20 protein-coding genes and 4 tRNA genes are annotated in these 19,864 nt (G+C 69.2%); 13 read left to right on the forward strand and 11 right to left on the reverse strand.

Going from position 1 to position 19,864, the window contains the following annotated elements; translation table 11 throughout:
* The first annotated feature begins 91 nt into the window (after positions 1-91).
* A tRNA-Asp gene (locus tag ACZ7OO_RS10310) sits at positions 92-166 on the forward strand.
* 458 nt (positions 167-624) lie between these two features.
* On the forward strand, positions 625-816 hold the full coding sequence (locus tag ACZ7OO_RS10315) for a DUF6274 family protein (protein WP_471503490.1): 192 nt from the start codon (positions 625-627) through the stop codon (positions 814-816).
* A 514-nt stretch (positions 817-1,330) separates the two neighbouring features.
* Here the strand turns inward: ACZ7OO_RS10315 and bldC are convergent.
* On the reverse strand, positions 1,331-1,537 hold the full coding sequence (gene bldC, locus ACZ7OO_RS10320; RefSeq protein WP_003949541.1) for a developmental transcriptional regulator BldC: 207 nt from the start codon (positions 1,535-1,537) through the stop codon (positions 1,331-1,333).
* 618 nt (positions 1,538-2,155) lie between these two features.
* Positions 2,156-2,998 (reverse strand): DUF8083 family protein, encoded by an 843-nt coding sequence (locus tag ACZ7OO_RS10325; RefSeq protein WP_471503492.1) that lies wholly within the window; start codon positions 2,996-2,998, stop codon positions 2,156-2,158.
* A gap of 247 nt (positions 2,999-3,245) precedes the next feature.
* On the opposite strand from ACZ7OO_RS10325, the gene ACZ7OO_RS10330 reads away from it, so the two are divergent.
* Both ACZ7OO_RS10330 and ACZ7OO_RS10335 read left to right on the forward strand, forming a co-directional pair.
* The gene (locus ACZ7OO_RS10330) at positions 3,246-4,337 is read left to right on the forward strand and encodes a Leu/Phe/Val dehydrogenase (protein ID WP_471503494.1); all 1,092 of its coding nucleotides are present in this window, start codon (positions 3,246-3,248) and stop codon (positions 4,335-4,337) included.
* A 300-nt stretch (positions 4,338-4,637) separates the two neighbouring features.
* Entirely contained in the window at positions 4,638-4,892 is a 255-nt protein-coding gene (locus ACZ7OO_RS10335; protein ID WP_471503496.1) for a DUF3073 domain-containing protein, read from the forward strand.
* A gap of 143 nt (positions 4,893-5,035) precedes the next feature.
* Here the strand turns inward: ACZ7OO_RS10335 and purM are convergent, their stop codons facing one another.
* The 5 genes from purM to ACZ7OO_RS10360 form a co-directional block, all read right to left on the reverse strand.
* On the reverse strand, positions 5,036-6,133 hold the full coding sequence (purM, locus tag ACZ7OO_RS10340) for a phosphoribosylformylglycinamidine cyclo-ligase (protein ID WP_471503498.1): 1,098 nt from the start codon (positions 6,131-6,133) through the stop codon (positions 5,036-5,038).
* Between the two features lie 34 nt (positions 6,134-6,167).
* A complete protein-coding gene (gene purF, locus ACZ7OO_RS10345) occupies positions 6,168-7,697 on the reverse strand; it encodes an amidophosphoribosyltransferase (protein ID WP_352222667.1) in 1,530 nt (509 codons plus the stop codon).
* Positions 7,698-7,917: 220 nt separating this feature from the next.
* Positions 7,918-8,343, reverse strand: coding sequence for an META domain-containing protein (locus ACZ7OO_RS10350; RefSeq protein WP_471503500.1), 426 nt, complete (start codon positions 8,341-8,343; stop codon positions 7,918-7,920).
* Between the two features lie 66 nt (positions 8,344-8,409).
* Positions 8,410-9,207 carry a maleylpyruvate isomerase family mycothiol-dependent enzyme gene (locus ACZ7OO_RS10355; RefSeq protein ID WP_471503502.1) on the reverse strand — a complete coding sequence of 266 codons (798 nt, stop codon included), beginning with the start codon at positions 9,205-9,207 and terminating at the stop codon, positions 8,410-8,412.
* 134 nt (positions 9,208-9,341) lie between these two features.
* Entirely contained in the window at positions 9,342-9,839 is a 498-nt protein-coding gene (locus ACZ7OO_RS10360) for a GNAT family N-acetyltransferase (RefSeq protein WP_471503504.1), read from the reverse strand.
* A 247-nt stretch (positions 9,840-10,086) separates the two neighbouring features.
* On the opposite strand from ACZ7OO_RS10360, the gene ACZ7OO_RS10365 reads away from it, so the two are divergent.
* On the forward strand, positions 10,087-10,671 hold the full coding sequence (locus tag ACZ7OO_RS10365) for a Uma2 family endonuclease (protein WP_471503506.1): 585 nt from the start codon (positions 10,087-10,089) through the stop codon (positions 10,669-10,671).
* A gap of 61 nt (positions 10,672-10,732) precedes the next feature.
* Here the strand turns inward: ACZ7OO_RS10365 and purL are convergent, their stop codons facing one another.
* The 3 genes from purL to purS are packed head-to-tail and all read right to left on the reverse strand — an operon-like array spanning position 10,733 to position 13,928.
* On the reverse strand, positions 10,733-12,991 hold the full coding sequence (gene purL, locus ACZ7OO_RS10370) for a phosphoribosylformylglycinamidine synthase subunit PurL (RefSeq protein ID WP_471503508.1): 2,259 nt from the start codon (positions 12,989-12,991) through the stop codon (positions 10,733-10,735).
* Positions 12,988-13,668 (reverse strand): phosphoribosylformylglycinamidine synthase subunit PurQ, encoded by a 681-nt coding sequence (gene purQ / locus ACZ7OO_RS10375; protein ID WP_471503510.1) that lies wholly within the window; start codon positions 13,666-13,668, stop codon positions 12,988-12,990. Before purQ ends, purL begins: the two co-directional genes overlap by 4 nt.
* Positions 13,665-13,928: a phosphoribosylformylglycinamidine synthase subunit PurS gene (gene purS, locus ACZ7OO_RS10380; protein ID WP_093501106.1), complete on the reverse strand. Its 264-nt coding sequence runs from the start codon at positions 13,926-13,928 to the stop codon at positions 13,665-13,667. Before purS ends, purQ begins: the two co-directional genes overlap by 4 nt.
* A 359-nt stretch (positions 13,929-14,287) precedes the next feature.
* Between purS and ACZ7OO_RS10385 the strand changes: the two genes are divergently transcribed.
* From ACZ7OO_RS10385 to ACZ7OO_RS10420, 8 genes are all read left to right on the forward strand, one after another.
* Complete coding sequence (locus ACZ7OO_RS10385; RefSeq protein ID WP_351695523.1) at positions 14,288-14,605, forward strand: histone-like nucleoid-structuring protein Lsr2; 318 nt, start codon at positions 14,288-14,290, stop codon at positions 14,603-14,605.
* A 136-nt stretch (positions 14,606-14,741) separates the two neighbouring features.
* Positions 14,742-14,813, forward strand: a tRNA-Gly gene (locus ACZ7OO_RS10390).
* Positions 14,814-14,894: 81 nt separating this feature from the next.
* A tRNA-Gly gene (locus tag ACZ7OO_RS10395) sits at positions 14,895-14,970 on the forward strand.
* Between the two features lie 152 nt (positions 14,971-15,122).
* Positions 15,123-16,058, forward strand: a complete 936-nt coding sequence (locus ACZ7OO_RS10400) for an ABC transporter ATP-binding protein (protein ID WP_471503513.1) — start codon at positions 15,123-15,125, stop codon at positions 16,056-16,058.
* Positions 16,055-16,855, forward strand: coding sequence for an ABC transporter permease (locus ACZ7OO_RS10405; protein WP_471503515.1), 801 nt, complete (start codon positions 16,055-16,057; stop codon positions 16,853-16,855). Before ACZ7OO_RS10400 ends, ACZ7OO_RS10405 begins: the two co-directional genes overlap by 4 nt.
* A 31-nt stretch (positions 16,856-16,886) precedes the next feature.
* Positions 16,887-18,128 carry a sensor histidine kinase gene (locus ACZ7OO_RS10410; protein WP_471503517.1) on the forward strand — a complete coding sequence of 414 codons (1,242 nt, stop codon included), beginning with the start codon at positions 16,887-16,889 and terminating at the stop codon, positions 18,126-18,128.
* Positions 18,125-18,739, forward strand: a complete 615-nt coding sequence (locus tag ACZ7OO_RS10415) for a response regulator (protein ID WP_471503519.1) — start codon at positions 18,125-18,127, stop codon at positions 18,737-18,739. Before ACZ7OO_RS10410 ends, ACZ7OO_RS10415 begins: the two co-directional genes overlap by 4 nt.
* A gap of 22 nt (positions 18,740-18,761) precedes the next feature.
* Positions 18,762-18,834, forward strand: a tRNA-Gly gene (locus ACZ7OO_RS10420).
* Positions 18,835-18,906: 72 nt separating this feature from the next.
* Here ACZ7OO_RS10420 and ACZ7OO_RS10425 read toward each other — a convergent pair.
* On the reverse strand, positions 18,907-19,821 hold the full coding sequence (locus ACZ7OO_RS10425) for a phosphoribosylaminoimidazolesuccinocarboxamide synthase (protein ID WP_471503521.1): 915 nt from the start codon (positions 19,819-19,821) through the stop codon (positions 18,907-18,909).
* Between the last annotated feature and the right edge of the window lie 43 nt (positions 19,822-19,864).

The following is a 19,864-nucleotide window of genomic DNA, read 5'->3' on the forward strand; positions in this document are numbered from 1 at the left end:
GACCGGGTACGCGGAGTGAGTTCGACCAGGACCCACACCCTCCTGTACAGTCCTTCTCGCAGCACAGCGCAGACAAAGTGCCGCAAAACCTGGTCCTGTGGAGCAGTTTGGAGTGCTCGCCACCCTGTCAAGGTGGAGGCCGCGGGTTCAAATCCCGTCAGGACCGCACAATGCCGAGGCCCGCGTCCCCCTAGGGGAAGCGGGCCTCCCGCATGCCACGGCCGACAACTCCGCCCCTCCCCACCCCGCCAAGGCGGAGACCGCGCCCGCGGCACAGCCGCGATCAGATGCAGCAAATCCCGCCAGGACCGCACAATGCCCAGGCCCGCGCCCCCTAAGGAAAGCGGGCCTCCCGCATGCCACGGCCGACAACCCCGCCCCTCCCCACACGAGGCCGCGCCCGCGGTGCAGGCGCGATCGGATACGGCACATCCCGCCAGGACCGCACAACGCCGAGGCCTGCATCCCCCCATGGGAAGCCGGCCTCTTCTTCGCCCCAGGTGCCGGGGCATCCCTCTCCCGCTGTTGGCCGGGGAGCGGGGGTGGGCTCTTGACGGGGTCACATTCCCTCGCTACCCAGAAGACAGGGCTCGCTTCCCCTCGGCCCGCTTCTGGAGGTGGCGTATGGCGGCTTCGGTGCGGCATGAGACGCGAGCCCTGTTGCGGGCCCACCTGGCGGCCGCCTCGTCGTACCGGCACCGGACCCGGCACTGCCCGGTCTGCCATCGGCTGCTGCGGCTGGCCATGGACTCCGCCCCGCACCCCACGGAGGCCCCCGAGGACACCGCGGAGGACGAGGGTCCCGTCGGCGTGTGACCGACGCGGGGCCCAACGGCCGTTCTCCCGTGGGACGGTGGAGGCTCCAGCTCCTTTAGCGCACGGGTGGCAGTACAAACAACCCGCGCGGTATGTGACGGGAGTCACCGCATAAGTTCGTGAAACGGCGGCACTTACACCCCGCCTACAACAAGTCAATTTAATATGTGCAATTGCACCACCCTGGGACCTCTCCCGCAGCGTCCCGCCGATGTCCCCCCGGCCGCCTTCTGGGCGCCTCCACAGCAGATCCGACAGGCCTCCTCAGACTCCGACAAGGCTGCTCACAGAGCCGCCCGTCACGGTCGGACCAAGCCCCACGGACGCACAAAAAAGATCGCGCTGGACCCGGCGGAGTCCAGCGCGATCTACGACGCACCCTGTGTCGCTGCCTGAGAGGTTCTGTCGGCCTGGGCGTGGGCCCTGTTGGGGCAGGTCCCGCGTCGCTTGGAGCTAGGGTGTCGGGCGCCTCGGCCAGTTGGGGGGCCGGTCGGTTTGCCCGCTATTCAGTTGGTCAGGCCTCGCTGCGCTGCTGCGGGATACCCGCGAGCAGAGCGCGGACCTCAGCCTCGCGGTAGCGTCGATGCCCGCCCAGCGTGCGGATCGACGTGAGCTTGCCGGCCTTCGCCCACCGCGTGACCGTCTTGGGGTCGACACGGAACATGGTGGCGACCTCAGCCGGGGTCAGCAGCGGCTCGGCATCAGGGGTGCGAGCGGTCATGAGCGGCCTCCTCGGGAGAACCGAACCTTCTCGGTTCTTTCCTCTAAATTCTGCACCTTGACCCGCGTTGCCCGAAATGGCGGACGCGAGTCGAGTCGGTTATAGGACGAACGGCTTGTCCTCGGCACTACAACTACACCATCTGTCCAGCCGCGTCGGCCAAACCGATGGAATTGCCCTCCCAGGTAGTCATCAGCCGCGGAAGCCGATGGACCATGCCATAGCGGACAGTCACGCCACTGTGACGATCAGTCACATGACGATCAGGAGTCACCGGACCCCCCAAAGCGCGTGCAATGCTGAGATTCCGCCCACAGTGCACCACACATGGACGGAAGGAGCCCTCCCCGGGCTCCTTGTCCTATTTTGGCACGAGGAGTGGCAAGAGGCGCAAGAGCCGTGTAAGTGCGGTCCGTCACCCTTGACGCAAAAGCCCGGATCGGGACCAACGTCCCGTGCGTTCACTGAAGTGCCGTCAACGTACGTTGTTTCATGGCATCTGGGCCGTGATGTACATCACTCACCACTCATACGTCACCCAGGTGTCATCCGACCGTCACACCATCACACAACCGGCACTCAATACGGCGCGGTCGGTATCGGCACTCACACCGACACTCAGTTCGCGGACCGCCGGTCCCGCACCGCCCGCCACCGCTCCACCAGCCGCCCGTACGCCTCCCCGGCCGAGGCCCCGTCACCCTGCCGCAGCGCCTCGATGCCGGCCGCCACGTCGGCCGCCGAATGGTCGCCCTCCAGGTCACCGGCCGGCAGGGCGTGCACCAGACCGCCGTAGTCCAGTTCGACCACCGAGCGCGGATGGAACTCCTCCAGCCAGCGGCCCACGTCCACCAGGCCGTCGATCAGCGGCCCTTCCTCGATGGTGTCCTTGAGCGTGCGCAGCGCCCGGGCCACCCGGCGCCGGGCCTGCACCATCGGCGTGCGGTAGCGCAGCATCGGCGGGATCTCGCCGGTGCCCTTCTCGTAGCGGCGCTCCTCGTCGGAGACCAGCACGAACCAGTTCAGCGGCACCTGCCAGGTCGCCGTACGAATCCAGGGCCGGGAGTCGGGGTTGCGGACCAGCCACCGCTCGTAGTCCATCGTGGCCTGCCGGCGGACGACCGGGGGCAGCATCGCGTCCAGGACCGTCTTCGGCAGTATGTCGGGCAGCTCCTGCAGGGCCTGCCAGCCGCGCAGCCGGGTCCGCCACGGGCACACGCACACGACACCGTCGACCTCGAGCACGAAGGCGTCGCTGCTCTCCTGCACCGGCACCGGGACCGGCGGGGTGGGCAGCAAGTCGGCCAGGGCCCGCCGGAGTTCGTCCTGGTAGGAGGGCCGGTCGGGGCGGCGGGCGTAGCGCGACCAGTGACCCCGCTCGGGCTCCGGGAAGGCGGCCAGCGGCTCGTACACACGCAGGTACGTCGCGTAGGGGACGACCACCGAGGACACCTTGGGCACGCCTGCTCCCTCCCCATCGGACCGGGCTCGAAACCAGCGGAACCCCACCGCGGGGTCAGCCGCAGTCAGCCGCGAAAACCACAGCAAATCGTCCCACGCTCATACGTGCACACACGACGCGGGAGAGTGATCCTTAACACGGCGCGGATGGTGGGCGGGCAATAGCTCTACGCTCATGCCAGGCCCCCGCCACCTGTACGGGAGCCCCCCGCTCCACTCGCCGCGAACACAACCGGGAGTCACCACAGTGACCGACGTTTCCACCGGCGTCCTGCACACCCTGTTCCACTCGGACCAGGGCGGTCACGAGCAGGTCGTGCTCTGCCAGGACCGCAAGAGCGGCCTCAAGGCCGTCATCGCCATCCACTCCACCGCGCTGGGGCCCGCCCTCGGCGGCACCCGCTTCTACCCGTACGCGAACGAGGCGGAGGCTGTCGCCGACGCCCTCAACCTCGCGCGCGGTATGTCGTACAAGAACGCCATGGCCGGTCTCGACCACGGCGGCGGCAAGGCCGTGATCATCGGAGACCCCGAGCGCGACAAGACCGAGGAGCTGCTGCTCGCCTACGGGCGGTTCGTGGCCTCGCTCGGCGGCCGCTACGTCACCGCCTGCGACGTCGGTACGTATGTCGCCGACATGGACGTCGTCGCCCGTGAGTGCCGGTGGACCACCGGCCGCTCCCCGGAGAACGGCGGCGCCGGCGACTCCTCCGTGCTCACCGCGTACGGCGTCTACCAGGGCATGCGGGCCAGCGCCCAGCACCTGTGGGGCGACCCCTCGCTCCGCGGCCGTACCGTCGGTATCGCGGGAGTCGGCAAGGTCGGCCACCACCTGGTGGAGCACCTGCTGGAGGAGAGCGCCCGGGTGGTCATCACGGACGTGCGCCGGGAGGCCGTCGGCCGGATCTCCGACCGGCACCCCCAGGTCCAGGTCGCCGCCGACACCGAAGCCCTGATCCGCGTCGAGGGCCTCGACATCTACGCGCCCTGCGCGCTCGGCGGCGCCCTCAGCGACGCGTCGGTCCCGGCGCTGACCGCCAGGGTGGTGTGCGGGGCGGCCAACAACCAGCTCGCGCACCCGGGTGTCGAGAAGGACCTCGCCGACCGCGGGATCCTCTACGCGCCGGACTACGTGGTGAACGCCGGCGGGGTCATCCAGGTCGCCGACGAGCTGCACGGGTTCGACTTCGACCGGTGCAAGGCCAAGGCGGCGAAGATCTTCGACACCACGCTGGCCATATTCGCTCGTGCGAAGGATGACGGAATTCCGCCTGCCGCGGCGGCCGACCGGATCGCCGAACAGCGGATGCACGAAGCGTCAACGGCCGGTGGACGCTGACCGAACACCGGGTTTCCGCACGGATTTCCGGTACCCGCCGACGGACAGTTGGAGAGAACTCTCACGTCCGTCGGCGGGTCGCTCGCCAGGAAGTGGTTAAAATCGTCGTTGACCAGCGAGGACGGGGCGCCTCGCGGGTCGTGCAGCCAGGCGCGTGGTGCGGGCGACGTACCGTATGGGCGCGGGCTCAGGTACCGTGGAAGCCCTACGGACCGGTCTCTCCGATGAGAGTCCGTTCCGGATCATGAACGCGTGTCAGACTCTGGGGCCGTCGAGCCCCGTCACCGAGGGGGTCGAGCCATGGGGCGCGGCCGGGCCAAGGCCAAGCAGACGAAGGTCGCCCGCCAGCTGAAGTACAACAGCGGTGGGACTGACCTGTCACGCCTGGCCAGCGAGCTGGGCGCTTCGACTTCGAGCCAGCCGCCGAATGGCGAGCCGTTCGAGGACGACGAGGATGACGACCCGTACGCCCAGTACGCGGATCTCTACAACGACGATGACGAGGACGAGGACGACCAGTCCGGTCCCCAGTCCCGACATCGTCGCGGTGCGTGATGCCTGCGGCTGCTTAGCCGCGTACACACCCGGTCCGGGGTTTCCAACGCCGGACCGGGTTTTGTGCTGGCCTCGCGGCCGGTCGGCCCCTGTGCCCTGTACGTAGTGGTCCTATGCCGTAGTGGTCCTATGCCGTAGTGGTCCTATGCGTAGTCGCCGACCAGCTCCGCGCCACTGGTGTGCTCGCCGCGCTCGGTGATCTCGCCGGCCACCCATGCCTCGACCCCGCGGTCGGCCAGTGTGGCCAGCGCCACGTCCACCGAGTCCTGCGGGACCATCGCGATCATGCCGACACCCATGTTGAGTGTCTTCTCCAGTTCGAGCCGCTCGACCTCCCCGGTGCGCCCGACCAGGTCGAAGATCGCGCCGGGGGTCCAGGTGGAGCGGTCGACGCTCGCGTGCAGGTGGTCCGGGATCACTCGGGCCAGGTTCGCGGCGAGTCCACCGCCGGTCACATGGCTGAACGCGTGCACTTCGGCGGTGCGGATCAGGGCCAGGCAGTCCAGCGAATAGATCTTGGTCGGCTCCAGGAGTTCCTCGCCGAGGGTGCGGCCGAGCTCCTCGATGTGGGCGTCCAGCGCGAGGCCCGCCTGGTTCAGCAGAACGTGCCGGACCAGGGAGTACCCGTTCGAGTGAAGCCCGGAGGACGCCATGGCGATCACCGCGTCACCCGTACGGATACGATCCGCGCCGAGCAGCCGGTCGGCCTCCACCACGCCCGTACCGGCGCCGGCCACATCGAAGTCGTCCGCGCCGAGCAGGCCCGGGTGCTCGGCGGTCTCGCCGCCCACCAGGGCGCAGCCGGCCAGCACACAGCCCTCGGCGATGCCCTTGACGATCGCCGCGACCCGCTCGGGATGGACCTTGCCGACACAGATGTAGTCGGTCATGAACAGCGGCTCGGCACCGCACACCACGATGTCGTCCATGACCATGGCGACCAGGTCGTGACCGATGGTGTCGTACACGCCCAACTGGCGGGCGATGTCGACCTTGGTACCCACGCCGTCCGTCGCGGAGGCGAGCAGCGGGCGCTCGAAGCGCTTGAGGGCGGAGGCGTCGAAGAGGCCGGCGAAACCGCCGAGGCCGCCCAGCACCTCGGGGCGCCGGGTCTTCTTCACCCACTCCTTCATCAGCTCTACGGCGCGGTCGCCCGCTTCGATGTCGACGCCGGCAGCCGCGTAGGAAGCACCGGTGGACAGGCCCGTCGCCGGAGGCGACTGATCAGACACATCAGACATTGCCTGGGATCTTTCGGGTTGGTTTCTACGAGGCTTACGGGCGACGGATCGCGTCGGCCGCGGCCGTGGCTGCCGGACCGGCGGCCAGTTCGGTCTCCAGGAGCTGCTTGCCCAGCAGCTCGGGGTCCGGGAGCTCCATCGGGTACTCGCCGTCGAAGCAGGCACGGCAGAGGTTCGGCTTGGCGATGGTGGTCGCCTCGATCATGCCGTCGATGGAGATGTACGCCAGGGAGTCGGCGCCGAGCGAGGTGCCGATCTCATCGATGGTCATGCCGTTGGCGATGAGCTCGGCGCGGGTGGCGAAGTCGATGCCGAAGAAGCAGGGCCACTTCACGGGCGGCGAGGAGATCCGGATGTGGACCTCGGCCGCGCCGGCCTCGCGCAGCATGCGCACCAGGGCCCGCTGGGTGTTGCCGCGCACGATCGAGTCGTCGACGACGACCAGCCGCTTGCCCTTGATGACTTCCTTCAGCGGGTTCAGCTTCAGGCGGATGCCGAGTTGCCGGATGGTCTGCGAGGGCTGGATGAAGGTCCGGCCGACGTAGGCGTTCTTGACCAGACCGTTGCCGAACGGGATACCGGAGGCCTCCGCGTAACCGATGGCGGCCGGGGTGCCGGACTCCGGGGTCGCTATCACCAGGTCGGCGTCGGCCGGGGCTTCCTTGGCGAGCTTGCGGCCCATCTCCACCCGGGAGAGGTAGACGTTCCGGCCGGCGATGTCGGTGTCGGGGCGGGCCAGGTACACATACTCGAAGACACAGCCCTTGGGCTTCGCATCCGCGAATCGTGAGGAACGCAGACCGTTCTCGTCGACGGCGACGAACTCGCCCGGCTCGATCTCGCGGACGTAGCTCGCGCCGCAGATGTCGAGGGCGGCGGACTCGGAGGCGATGACCCAGCCACGCTCCAGGCGGCCGAGGACCAGCGGGCGGATGCCCTGCGGGTCGCGGGCGGCGTAGAGGGTGTGCTCGTCCATGAAGACGAGGGAGAAGGCGCCCCGGACCTTCGGCAGGACCGCGTGCGCGGCCTCCTCGATGGTCAGCGGCTTGCCGTCGGCGTCGACCTGGGCCGCGAGGAGCGCGGTGAGCAGGTCGGTGTCGTTGGTGGCGGCGACCCGGGTGGACCGGCCGTGGGTGTCCTTCGGGAGGTCGGCGACCATCTCGGCGAGCTGCGCCGTGTTGACGAGGTTGCCGTTGTGGCCGAGCGCGATCGAGCCGTGCGCGGTGGCGCGGAACGTCGGCTGGGCGTTCTCCCACACGGAGGCGCCGGTGGTCGAGTAGCGGGCGTGACCGACCGCGATATGACCCTGGAGCGAACCGAGGGAGGTCTCGTCGAAGACCTGGGAGACAAGCCCCATGTCCTTGAAGACGAGGATCTGGGAGCCGTTGCTGACCGCGATACCCGCGGATTCCTGGCCCCGATGCTGGAGGGCGTACAGCCCGAAGTACGTGAGCTTGGCGACCTCTTCACCCGGAGCCCAGACACCGAAGACGCCGCAAGCGTCCTGGGGGCCCTTCTCACCGGGGAGCAGATCGTGATTGAGGAGACCGTCACCACGTGGCACGCCACCGAGTGTAGGCGAGATCGACCACTGGTCCGAATTGGGGATACCCGGCCGTAATGGATCTACGACCGTGGACGCGGTTGTGGCATTCTCCATTTCCGCTGGTCAACGCGGTGGGAGGATTCTCCAGCCCAGGCACGTTCGTGCGGTCCGGTGTCCGCGCAAGCCCCTCACACCGTATCCCTGAGTGAGGTGTCGCACATCATTCGGGGCGCGGAGGTCACTTCCTGGACAGCTCGACCCGGTCGCCGCCGGCGGTGGTGAGGGCGAGTTTCCTGCCGTCGGTCCGGGTGCTGAGCGGCCCCGCGGTGAGCGTGCGGGCGAGGACGTGCTCGAAGGTCATGCGGGTGTTGTCGCAGGCCATGCGGGTGGTGCGGGCGTTGCTCAGCCGGATCCGGTCGTCCGTGACCTTCGCCGTGGCGCTGAACTGGTTGCACCCGAAGCTGCCGGCGGCCTGGCCGTCCTCGATCTTCACATGGGCGTGTGCCGGGGCGCGCCGGGTGGTGCCGTCGACGGTCACGCTGTCGACGGTCCACTCGATTCCGGTCACCGGTGGCTGAGTCCCCACGGAGACTCCGGCTTTCTCACCGCCGCAGGCCACCGCGAGCGGGACGAGCACGGCGGCCGCCGTCATGGTCAGGGTCATACGCTGCGTGCGCTGCTTGTACCCGTACATGCCGATTCGACGGCCCGCACCGGGTGATCGGTTCCCTCAGCTCATGAGGGGCAGCAGGGCCCCGATGTCCGCCCGCTCGCCGCTGGCGCTGACCTTGGCGTCCGCCACGGCCTCCTTCCACCCCAGCCGTCCGGTGGCCAGCCGCGCCCAGGTGAGCGGATCGGTCTCGACGACGTTCGGCGGGGTGCCCCGGGTGTGCCGGGGGCCTTCGACGCACTGCACCACGGCGTACGGCGGCACGCGCACCTCGGTGGAGCCGCCGGGCGCCTTGACCGCGAGCGCGTCGGCGAGCAGCCGGGTGCAGGCGGCCAGGGCCTGCCGGTCGAAGGGCACCTCCAGTCCCGCGACGGCCGCGTTGAGGTCGTCGGTGTGGACGACCAGTTCGACGGTCCGGGTGACCAGGTAGTCGTCCAGGGACATCGCGCCGGCGCTGGTGGCGAGCGGCCGGGTCCCGGGGTGTGCGGCGAGCAGGGCGCGGAGGCTGTCGTCGGCCTCGGCGAGGTAGGCGTCGAGGTCGGGGTGGCCGTCGGCGAGCGCACGGGTGAAGTCGGCTATGGCGGCGGAGTTGCCCGAGGTCCCGAACGGCCAGTCGAGGAGCACCGCGTCGGCCTTCGCCGGTTCGGGCTCGTCCAGGGCCCGTTGGACGGCGGTGACGGCCATGCCGATGTGGGCGACGAGGTCCCGTACGGTCCACTCGCCGAGCCGGGTGGGAAGCGCGAGCTGCTCGGGGGTGAGCGTACGGACGGCGTCCCGCACGTTCGCGAACTGGGCGAAAACCGCCGTACGGACCTTGCCGGGGTCGTATGTCCTGGTGCGTTTCTTGGCCGGTGGCATGACGGTGAGCCTATTCACGGGCACAGCTTCACGGCGAGCGAGTACAGGCGGGTGATCCGGTCGTTGCCGGTGCGTGCTGCCGGCGGCGCGGTTGCCGAAGATGCGCGCGGGATGCCGTACCCGCGTGAGGGCGGTCAGCGGGGGGTGATGACCCAGTGGTTGCTGTGGATGACCCGGTCGGCGAAGTCGACGTCCCTCTCGCCGAGGAGGCAAAAGCCGAGGGATCGGCAGATGCCGTTGGAGGGCGCGTTGCCCTTCGCCGGGAAGGCGTGGATGTCACCCCAGCGGCTGGCCTCCCGGGCCTGTTCGAGAAGGGTACGGGTCGCGAGCTTGCCGAGGCCGCGGCCCTGGAACTCGGGCAGGATCATCCACCCGATCTCCGACATCGGCTCCCCGCCTTCGTCGTGCGACCAGATGACCACCGAGCCCGCGACGATCTCCGGAGCACCTGGATCAGGAACGATCATCTTGATCCAGGAGGTGTCGGCAGCCGCCTCCGCGGCATCCCGGCGCACCTTGTCCGCGATGCCCTCGACGGGCAGCGGGCCGCCGAGCTCCTTCATCATCACGGGATCACAGCGCATGCGGACATAGGCGTTCTCGTCGTCCGGACTGACGTTACGCAAGTACATGTCAGAAGGATGAGGCGTCCGGCTCGAACCCGAAAGATTCCGGAGAGGGATGAGCCGACAGCCCGGGGCGTCACGAAAGAGCTCGGCGTCCTCGGGAGCGACGGCGAGGTCGGGGACCACCCCTGGCCGTATGTCACCGTCGCCAAGGCCAGGCGGCGCAATCACCCGTGCAGGTGATCAGCGGCGAAAGCCACCCCGCACCGCCGGGAGCGGACGACACTGGCTTCCGCCTGGAAGGGGGTGCAGCATGACGGTTATGGCCGAGCGCACGTCTCAGATGTCGGTGGAGGAGTTCGAAACGATCGCCTCCGCCGCTCCCGAGACCGTCACGTTGGAGTTCATCAACGGACGGATCGGAGTCAAGAAGGTGACGGACGGGGACCACAGCACCATGGTGTCCTGGCTCGCCCGGCGCTGTATGCAGAGCAGGCCCGACCTGGACCTGTACCAGGCCCAGGGGCTCAGGGTCGATGCGTATCGAGAGGGCAGGGCGAAACCAGATGCGGTGATCGCGCCAGAGGCCCACTTCGCGGGACACGGTGAGTGGGCCGACCCGGACGGGGCGCTCATGGTCGTCGAGGTCACCTCGTACGACTCGGACACCGACCGGCGGGACCGGCACGAGAAGCCGACCGCTTACGGCCAGTCCGGGATCCCCCTGTACCTCTTGATCGACCGTGACTCCTGCACGGTCACGGTGCACAGCGGCCCGGACCGGAAGATCGGTGGCTACCGCACCGTCCAGACCGCGAAGTTCGGCGAGATGGTGGTCCTGCCCGAGCCCATGGGCATCGAGCTCGACACGGAGATCCTCAAGAACTACGTCCGGTGAACCGGGAAGGCCCCGGCCGGAAACATGAATCCGGGCGGGGCCTTCGTGACCGCAGGACCGACTACGCGAGCAGCGCCTCGATGGTGCCCTCGTGCGCCTCGCGCAGTTCGGTCAGGGAGAGCTCGAACTCGCCCTGGACATCAACGGCGTCGCCGTCCACGACACCGATCCGCGTGACCGGCAGCCCACGCGCGCCGCACATGTCGTTGAAGCGGACCTCCTCCGAGCGCGGCACCGCGACGATCGCGCGCCCGGCCGACTCGGAGAGGAGGAACGTGAAGGCGTCGAGCCCGTCCGGTACGACCAGACGCGCGCCCTTGCCGCCGAGCAGCGCCGACTCCACGACCGCCTGGATCAGACCGCCGTCGGACAGATCGTGCGCCGAGTCGATCATGCCGTCGCGGGAGGCGGAGATCAGGATCTCGGCCAGGAGGCGTTCGCGCTCCAGGTCGACCTTCGGCGGCAGGCCGCCCAGGTGGTCGTGGACAACCTGGGACCAGGCCGAACCGCCGAACTCCTCGCGGGTGTCACCGAGGAGGTAGAGCAGCTGCCCGTCCTCCTGGAAGGCGACCGGCGTGCGCCGGGCGACGTCGTCGATCACGCCGAGGACGGCGACCACCGGGGTGGGGTGGATGGCCGCCTCGCCGGTCTGGTTGTAGAGGGAGACGTTGCCGCCGGTCACCGGGGTGCCCAGCTGCCGGCAGGCGTCGGCCAGACCGCGCACCGCCTCGGCGAACTGCCACATCACCGCCGGGTCCTCCGGCGAACCGAAGTTCAGGCAGTCCGAGACCGCCAGCGGCTTGGCGCCCGTCGTGGCCACGTTCCGGTAGGCCTCGGCCAGCGCCAGCTGAGCGCCCGCGTACGGGTCCAGCTTGGCGTAGCGGCCGTTGCCGTCCGTCGCGATGGCGACCCCGAGGCCGGTCTCCTCGTCCACGCGGATCATGCCGGAGTCCTCCGGCTGGGCGAGGACGGTGTTGCCCTGCACGAAGTGGTCGTACTGCGAGGTGATCCACTTCTTGGAGGCCTGGTTGGGGGAGCCGACCAGCCTCAGGACCTGGTCCTTCAGCTCATCGCCGGTCGCCGGCCGGGGCAGCTTGTTCGCGTCGTCCGCCTGCAGGGTGTCCTGCCAGGACGGGCGGGCGTACGGGCGCTCGTAGACCGGGCCGTCGTGCGCGACCGTGCGCGGGTCCACGTCCACGATCTTCTCGCCGTGCCAGAAGATCTCAAGGCGGTCGCCGTCGGTCACCTCACCGATGACCGTCGCGATGACGTCCCACTTGGCGCAGATCTCCAGGAAGCGGTCGACCTTCTCCGGCTCCACGACCGCGCACATGCGTTCCTGCGACTCGCTCATGAGGATTTCCTCGGGCGAGAGGGTCGAGTCGCGCAGGGGGACGTCGTCCAGCGTCACGGTCATACCGCCGGAGCCGTTCGACGCCAGTTCACTGGTCGCGCAGGACAGGCCCGCCGCGCCCAGGTCCTGGATGCCGACGACCAGCTTCTCCGCGAAGGCCTCCAGGGTGCACTCGATGAGGAGCTTCTCCTGGAAGGGGTCGCCGACCTGGACGGCCGGCCGCTTGGAGGGCTTGGCGTCGTCGAAGGTCTCGGACGCGAGGATCGAGGCACCACCGATGCCGTCACCACCCGTACGAGCCCCGTACAGGATGACCTTGTTGCCGGCCCCGGAAGCCTTGGCGAGGTGGATGTCCTCGTGCCGCATCACGCCGATCGCGCCCGCGTTGACCAGCGGGTTTCCCTGGTAGCAGGCGTCGAAGACGACCTCGCCGCCGATGTTGGGCAGGCCCAGGCAGTTGCCGTAGCCGCCGATGCCGGCGACGACGCCGGGGAGGACGCGCTTGGTGTCCGGGTGGTCGGCCGCGCCGAAGCGCAGCGGGTCGACCACGGCCACCGGGCGTGCGCCCATCGCGATGATGTCGCGGACGATGCCGCCGACACCGGTCGCCGCGCCCTGATAGGGCTCGACGTACGACGGGTGGTTGTGCGACTCGACCTTGAAGGTGACCGCGTAGCCCTGGCCGACGTCCACCACGCCCGCGTTCTCGCCGATGCCGACAAGGAGCGCGTCGCTCTGCGGGGCCTTCTCGCCGAACTGGCGGAGATGGACCTTGGAGGACTTGTACGAGCAGTGCTCGGACCACATCACCGAGTACATGGCGAGTTCGGCGCCGGTCGGGCGGCGGCCGAGGATCTCCACCACCCGTTCGTACTCGTCCTTCTTCAGGCCGAGTTCGGCCCAGGGCAGCTCGACGTCGGGGGTCGCGGCCGCGTGCTCGACCGTGTCCAGAGGCGTCCGGCTCATGCGTTGACCAGCTTCTTGAGGATCGAGGTGAAGAAGGGGAGACCGTCGGTACGGCCGCTGCCGATGAGCGGCTCGACGGCGTGCTCCGGGTGCGGCATCAGGCCTACGACGTTTCCGGCCTCGTTGGTGATGCCGGCGATGTCACGGAGCGAGCCGTTCGGATTCATGTCGAGGTACCGGAAGACCACCCGCCCCTCGGCCTCCAGCTTGTCGAGCGTGTACTCGTCGGCGACGTACCGGCCGTCCATGTTCTTCAGCGGGATGTGGATCTCCTGGCCCTCGCGGTAGTCACCGGTCCAGGCAGTGCCCGCGTTCTCCACCCGCAGCTTCTGGTCGCGGCAGATGAAGTGGAGGTGGTTGTTGCCGAGCATCGCGCCCGGGAGCAGATGCGCCTCGGTGAGGATCTGAAAGCCGTTGCAGATACCGAGGACCGGAAGGCCGGCCTTCGCCTGCCCGATGACGGACTCCATCACCGGCGAGAAACGGGAGATGGCGCCGGCCCGCAGATAGTCGCCGTAGGAGAAACCGCCGGGGAGGACCACCGCGTCGACCTGGTGGAGGTCCTTGTCCTTGTGCCAGAGGGCCACCGGTTCGGCACCCGCGAGGCGGATCGCACGCTGGGTGTCCCGGTCGTCCAGACTTCCCGGGAAAGTGACGACGCCAATACGAGCGGTCACTTGGCCGCCTCCGCCACTTCATCGACGCGAACGGTGAAGTCCTCGATCACGGTGTTGGCGAGGAAGGATTCCGCAAGATCGTGGATGCGGGCGAGCGCGGCCTCGTCGACCGGCCCGTCAACTTCCAGTTCGAATCGCTTTCCCTGACGGACGTCGGAGATGCCTTCGAAACCCAGGCGCGGCAGCGCACGCTGGACCGCCTGGCCCTGGGGGTCGAGGATCTCCGGCTTGAGCATGACGTCGACTACGACGCGTGCCACTGGCACTCCCGGTGTTGTGGTGCTGGCTGCTGAGCAGATACCCGCCGGTGCTCCGACAGGCATCTTCAGACTACCCGCACAAAATTTCTACGCGGGTAGAGTTGGAGGAAACTACGTGAGCCGCATCACGATCGGGTGACAGTGGGGGATCCACACGAAAAGTTCTGGGAAAGTTCCCCGGGTTCGCCCACGACATCTATTGCGCTGGGGACACGCGGACGGATTTAGTCGGGCTTCACTTTGTATTGCCAGGCACTGTACAAATGAATTGGCAATAGCCGATACTCGGCACGTCATCTCCACCATCGCGTCATCGCCGGTGAGCTGTATAGACGTGCCACACGAAGGGACCGATATTCGTGGCGCAGAAGGTCGTGGTCACTCTCTTTGACGACATCGACGGCTCGGAAGCGGCGGAAACGATCGCCTTCGGACTCGACGGCAAGTCGTACGAGATCGATCTGAATCAAGCCAACGCCAAGGAACTGCGTAAGGCCCTGGAGCCGTACGTGACGGCCGGCCGCAAGCGGTCGAAGTCGGGCAAGGCGTACAAGCAGACGGAGGTCGCCCCCGACCCGGCGGCCGTCCGCGCCTGGGCGCAGGCGAACAAGATGGATGTCCCGGCGCGCGGTCGTATCCCGAAGAAGGTCTACGAGGCGTTCAGCGCCGCGCAGTGAGACGCGGCTCGGGCTGTCCTCAGGGACCGTCACCGGCCCCCGAGGGCAGCCGACTTGCGCTACCCCCCTGCTGATCAGCTAATGTCTGAAGCACGCCGAGGGGCGCAGCCGAAAGGCCGAAACCCACGGAGTACATGCGGGTGTAGTTCAGTAGCAGAACATCCCCCTTCCAGGGGGAAGGCGCAGTGTGCAATTCCTGTCACCCGCTCTGCACCGCCGGTCCTGAGCATGCTTGTGGATCAGGTAGGCTGGTGCTCGCACCGATCGGTGGGAGCCGGTCGGGAGCAGTGCGGACGTAGCTCAGTTGGTAGAGCGCAACCTTGCCAAGGTTGAGGTCGCGAGTTCGAGCCTCGTCGTCCGCTCCAGCTCGTAGGAGAAACCCCAGTCACATGACTGGGGTTTTTTCGTGCGCCCTCATGTCCCACGGCCATGTCCCACGACGCGCTCTGACATTTGTCATGGCGAGTGATGACACCGCGCACTGCTGACGGAACCGCTCCCCGGGGACGCTCGCCCTATGGAAGCCACGGAAGACAACGAACACGTGATTGAGGTCACAGACCTCCGGCGTGTCTACGGGGGCGGGTTCGAGGCGGTCCGCGGAGTCACCTTCTCCGTGAGCCGTGGGGAGATCTTCGCGCTCCTCGGCACCAACGGCGCCGGAAAGACCTCGACCGTCGAGCTCCTCGAGGGCCTCGCACCGCCGAGCGGGGGCCGGGTGCGGGTGCTGGGCCACGATCCGCACCGGGAGCGGGCCGCCGTACGGCCGCGCACCGGCGTGATGCTCCAGGAGGGCGGCTTCCCGTCCGAGCTGACCGTCGGGGAGACGACCCGGATGTGGGCCGGCTGTACGACCGGAGCCCGGCCCTCGGCCGAGGCACTCGGCATGGTCGGGCTCGCCGGCAAGGCGGACGTCCGGGTCAAGCAGCTCTCCGGCGGTGAACGGCGCCGCCTCGATCTGGCGCTCGCGCTGCTCGGCCGGCCCGAGGTGCTGTTCCTGGACGAGCCGACGACCGGCCTCGACGCCGAAGGGCGCCGGGACACCTGGGAGTTGGTAAGCGCCCTGCGCGACGCCGGCACCACCGTCCTGCTCACCACGCACCATCTGGAAGAGGCCGAGGACCTCGCCGACCGGCTCGCGATCCTGCACGAGGGGCGGATCGCGGCCGCCGGTACGCCGGGCGAGGTGACCGCGGGCCGGCCCGCACGGATCTCCTTCGAGCTGCCGCTCGGGTACTTCGTGGGGGACCTGCCGCCGCTCGCCGCCCTGGGCGTGTGCGAACACGAGACCCTCGGCAGGGCCGTACGGCTGCGGACCCGCGAGGTGCAGCGGACCGCCACCGAGGTGCTGGCCTGGGCCCAGCGGGCCGGGGTCGAGCTGGACCGGCTGGAGGTGCGGTCGGCCTCGCTGGAGGAGGCTTTCCTGGAGATCGCGAAGGAGGCGGTCGTATGAGCACGACGGTCATCGGCGGGCGCCGGGCGGTCGGCGCCGCGGCCCGGCGCCGGCTGGGTGCCCTCGCCCGCGCCGAGTTGCTGCTCCTCGGCCGCAATCGCGGTGCGGTGCTCACCGCGCTGCTGGTGCCGCTCGCACTGCCGTTCAGTGTGCGGCCCGCGATCGACCAGATCGACCTGAAGACCCAGGGGCTGAACGTCGGCACACTGATGCTGACCGCGGCAATCGGGTTCTCCTTCCTCTTCGCCGTGTACACGTCCCTGGTGAGTGCGTACGTGGCCCGCCGGGAGGAACTCGTCCTCAAACGGCTGCGCACCGGCGAGCCGGCCGACGTGGAGATCCTGGCCGGCACCGCCCTGCCCGCCCTCTGTCTCGGCCTGGCTCAGGCCCTGGTGCTCACCGTCGGCTGCGCGGTGCTGCTCCACGCGGGTGCGCCCAAGGCGCCGTATCTCACCCTGCTCGGGCTGCTCCTGGGCCTGCTGCTCAGTGCCGCGCTCGCCGCGCTCACCTCGGCCTTCACCCGGACCGCCGAGAGCGCCCAGGTCACCGCGCTGCCGCTGGTCTTCGTCTCCATGCTGGGCTCGGGCATCGCCGTCCCCACGGACGTCCTGCCCCACCGGGTCGCCTCGGTCTGTGAACTCCTCCCGCTCTCCCCGGCCGTCCGGCTGGTCCGCGCCGGCTGGACCGGCGAACTCAGCGCCTACGACACAGTGGGCACGGTCCTCACCGCGCTGGCCTGGGCCGTGGTCGCGGTGTTTGCTGTACGGCGGTGGTTCCGCTGGGAACCCCGGCGTTGAGTGACGAGTGCTCAGTGGGGACGGGACCGGGATGAGCGGGGCAGGCGGCTGGTGGCGGGCGAAGACCACTCCCGCCAAGGTCGAGACGTACACACGCTGGTCATTCCACTTCTTCGCGGTGATCGAGGTCACCGCGATCGGACTCCCGTTGTTCGGGGATGCGGGGGCGACGCTCTCGGGCTGGATGACCGCGATGGTCGTCGTCCACGCCATGCTCTGCGCGCTGACCTCCTCCCGGGCGCTGGACTGGACGCGGGGCCGCCGGGAGCAGCCGGTGCGGCTGCTGTGGGCGCTCGGCGCGGCCACGTACGTCTTCGCCGTCACGGCCCTGGTGCTGCGCAGGTACGGCGGGCCGGGCGACGACATGCGCAGTGCCGCGGCCACCGTCTTCGTGGGGATCCTGGCCATCGGGGCCGGCACCATGGCGCTCGGCGTCCGCGACCAGCGGCGGGCGGTGGCGTTGATCGCGGGCTTGGCGTTCGGGGCGGGCGTGGTCTCCTTCCCGCTGGGCGTGCCCGGCATCGCCGCGCTGGTCATCGCGGTCGTGGTGTTCACGGCCGGCGGCTTCCTCGCCGCCACCTCGGCCTTCTCCGTCTGGCTGCTGAACGCCGTCTACGAACTCGACGAGGCCCGGGAGACCCGTGCCCGGCTCGCCGTCGCCGAGGAACGGCTGCGGTTCGGCCGCGATCTGCACGACGTGCTCGGCCGGAACCTCGCCGTCATCGCCCTCAAGAGCGAGCTGGCCGTGCAGCTGGCCCGCCGTGAACGGCCCGAGGCGGTGGAGCAGATGATCGAGGTGCAGCGGATCGCGCAGGAGTCGCAGAAGGAGGTACGGGCCGTCGTACGGGGGTACCGGAACGCCGACCTCGCGGCCGAACTCGCCGGTGCGCAGGGCGTGTTGGTGGCCGCGGGCATCGACTGCACGGTGACCGGCGACACCGCCGGACTGCCCGCCGAGGTGCAGTCAGCGCTCGGATGGGTGGTCCGGGAAGCGACCACCAACGTCCTCCGGCACGGGGACGCGGAACAGTGCACGGTGGGACTACAGGTGCTGGATGGGCGCGTGGTGCTGACGGTGGAGAACGACGGGGTCGTGGTACGAGCCGGAGGTCGGGGCGGCGGGTCCGGGATTGTCGGGCTGCGGGAGCGGCTCGCGGTGGTGGAGGGGACGTTGGAGGCGGGACCGGTGGGAGCGGACGGGTTCCGGGTGGTGGCCTCGGTGCCGCTGGCCGGTCGTACAGCCGATGTGAATGCGAGCGGAGTCACCCCATGACCTCTCCGGTGCGGCTGTTGCTCGCCGACGACGAGCATCTGATCCGGGGTGCGCTCGCCGCGCTGCTCGCCCTCGAGGACGATCTCGTCGTGGTCGCGGAGGCGGCCACCGGGCCGGAGGCGCTCGCCATGGCACGGGCCCATCGGCCCGACGTGGCGGTGCTTGATCTGCAGATGCCGGGGGCGGACGGTGTGAAGGTCGCCACATCACTGCGGACCGAACTGCCCGGCTGTCAGGTGCTGATCGTGACCGGCCACGGCCGCCCCGGGCATCTGAAACGGGCCCTGGCCGCCGGTGTGCGGGGGTTCGTCCCGAAGACGGTCAGTGCGCAGCGGCTCGCGGAGATCATCCGTACGGTGCACGCGGGAAACAGGTACGTCGACCCGGAGTTGGCCGCCGACGCGATCTCCGCCGGGGACTCGCCGCTGACCGCGCGGGAGGCCGAGGTACTGGAACTGGCGGCCGACGGGGCGCCGGTCGCGGAGATCGCCGAGCGGGCCGCGCTGTCGCCGGGAACCGTACGGAACTACCTCTCCTCGGCCGTCACCAAACTCGGTGCGGAGAACCGTCATACGGCAGTGCGTCTCGCGCGGGAGCGAGGTTGGGTATAGTTGCTCTCGCGCTACGGCGCATGCGGACGTAGCTCAGTTGGTAGAGCGCAACCTTGCCAAGGTTGAGGTCGCGAGTTCGAGCCTCGTCGTCCGCTCCGGAAAAGAAAGCCCCCGGTTCTCACCGGGGGCTTTCTTGTTTTCTTGTTTTCTCCGTGTCCCCTGGGCGGTCAGCCCCAGCTCTGGCCGGTCAGCCGCTCGTACGCCTCGACGTACTTCGCCCGGGTCGCCTCGACCACCCGCTGCGGCAGCGGCGGCGGGGGCTGCTCGCTCTTCCGGTCCCAGCCGGACTCGGCCGACGTCAGCCAATCGCGCACATACTGCTTGTCGAACGACGGCTGGGCGCGGCCCGGCTCCCACTCGTCGGCCGGCCAGAACCGGGAGGAGTCCGGGGTGAGGACCTCGTCGGCGAGGACGAGGACGTCGTCGCCCCCGACGCCCTGCTCCAGGCCGAACTCGAACTTGGTGTCGGCCAGGACGATGCCCCGGTCGCGGGCGATGTCCCGGGCCCGCCCGTACACCGCGAGGGTGGCCTGGCGCAGCTGGGCGGCCGTCTCCGCGCCGACCTGCCGGGCGACCTCCTCGTACGACACGTTCTCGTCGTGCTCGCCGACCTCCGCCTTGGTGGCCGGGGTGAAGATCGGGGCGGGCAGCTCGGAGCCGTCGACCAGGCCCTCGGGCAGGGCGAGGCCGCACACCGTACGGGACTCCTGGTACTCGGCCAGGCCCGAGCCGGTGAGATAGCCGCGGGCCACGCACTCCACCGGGAGCATCTTCAGGGACTTGCAGACCAGGGTGCGACCCGCCCAGTCGGCGGGGGCGCCCTCGGGCAGCTCGGTGCTGAGGACGTGGTTGGGGACGAGGTCGGCGAGCTTGTCGAACCACCACAGGGAGAGCTGGGTGAGCACCCGGCCCTTGTCGGGGATCTCGGTCGGCAGCACCCAGTCGTACGCGGAGATACGGTCGCTGGCGACCATCACGAGGTCGCCGTCCGCGTTCTGGTACAGCTCGCGCACCTTGCCGGTGTGCAGATGCACCAGACCCGGTACCTCGACGGGCTCGGGCTTTTCGACGAATCCGGACACGGTTCCTCCCCGTGGTTCTGTACAGGCGCCCCCGATTCTCCCG

This window comes from Streptomyces sp. NPDC111744 (assembly GCF_055634995.1).

Excerpts from the sequence above, each read along its gene's own strand:
- ACZ7OO_RS10315 (WP_471503490.1), top strand. The coding sequence starts at position 625 with ATGGCGGCTTCGGTGCGGCATGAGACGCGAGCCCTGTTGCGGGCCCAC.
- bldC (WP_003949541.1), bottom strand. The coding sequence starts at position 1,537 with ATGACCGCTCGCACCCCTGATGCCGAGCCGCTGCTGACCCCGGCTGAG.
- ACZ7OO_RS10335 (WP_471503496.1), top strand. The coding sequence starts at position 4,638 with ATGGGGCGCGGCCGGGCCAAGGCCAAGCAGACGAAGGTCGCCCGCCAG.
- purM (WP_471503498.1), bottom strand. The coding sequence starts at position 6,133 with ATGTCTGATGTGTCTGATCAGTCGCCTCCGGCGACGGGCCTGTCCACC.
- ACZ7OO_RS10350 (WP_471503500.1), bottom strand. The coding sequence starts at position 8,343 with ATGACCCTGACCATGACGGCGGCCGCCGTGCTCGTCCCGCTCGCGGTG.
- ACZ7OO_RS10355 (WP_471503502.1), bottom strand. The coding sequence starts at position 9,207 with ATGCCACCGGCCAAGAAACGCACCAGGACATACGACCCCGGCAAGGTC.
- ACZ7OO_RS10360 (WP_471503504.1), bottom strand. The coding sequence starts at position 9,839 with ATGTACTTGCGTAACGTCAGTCCGGACGACGAGAACGCCTATGTCCGC.
- ACZ7OO_RS10365 (WP_471503506.1), top strand. The coding sequence starts at position 10,087 with ATGACGGTTATGGCCGAGCGCACGTCTCAGATGTCGGTGGAGGAGTTC.
- purL (WP_471503508.1), bottom strand. The coding sequence starts at position 12,991 with ATGAGCCGGACGCCTCTGGACACGGTCGAGCACGCGGCCGCGACCCCC.
- ACZ7OO_RS10400 (WP_471503513.1), top strand. The coding sequence starts at position 15,123 with ATGGAAGCCACGGAAGACAACGAACACGTGATTGAGGTCACAGACCTC.
- ACZ7OO_RS10405 (WP_471503515.1), top strand. The coding sequence starts at position 16,055 with ATGAGCACGACGGTCATCGGCGGGCGCCGGGCGGTCGGCGCCGCGGCC.
- ACZ7OO_RS10410 (WP_471503517.1), top strand. The coding sequence starts at position 16,887 with ATGAGCGGGGCAGGCGGCTGGTGGCGGGCGAAGACCACTCCCGCCAAG.
- ACZ7OO_RS10415 (WP_471503519.1), top strand. The coding sequence starts at position 18,125 with ATGACCTCTCCGGTGCGGCTGTTGCTCGCCGACGACGAGCATCTGATC.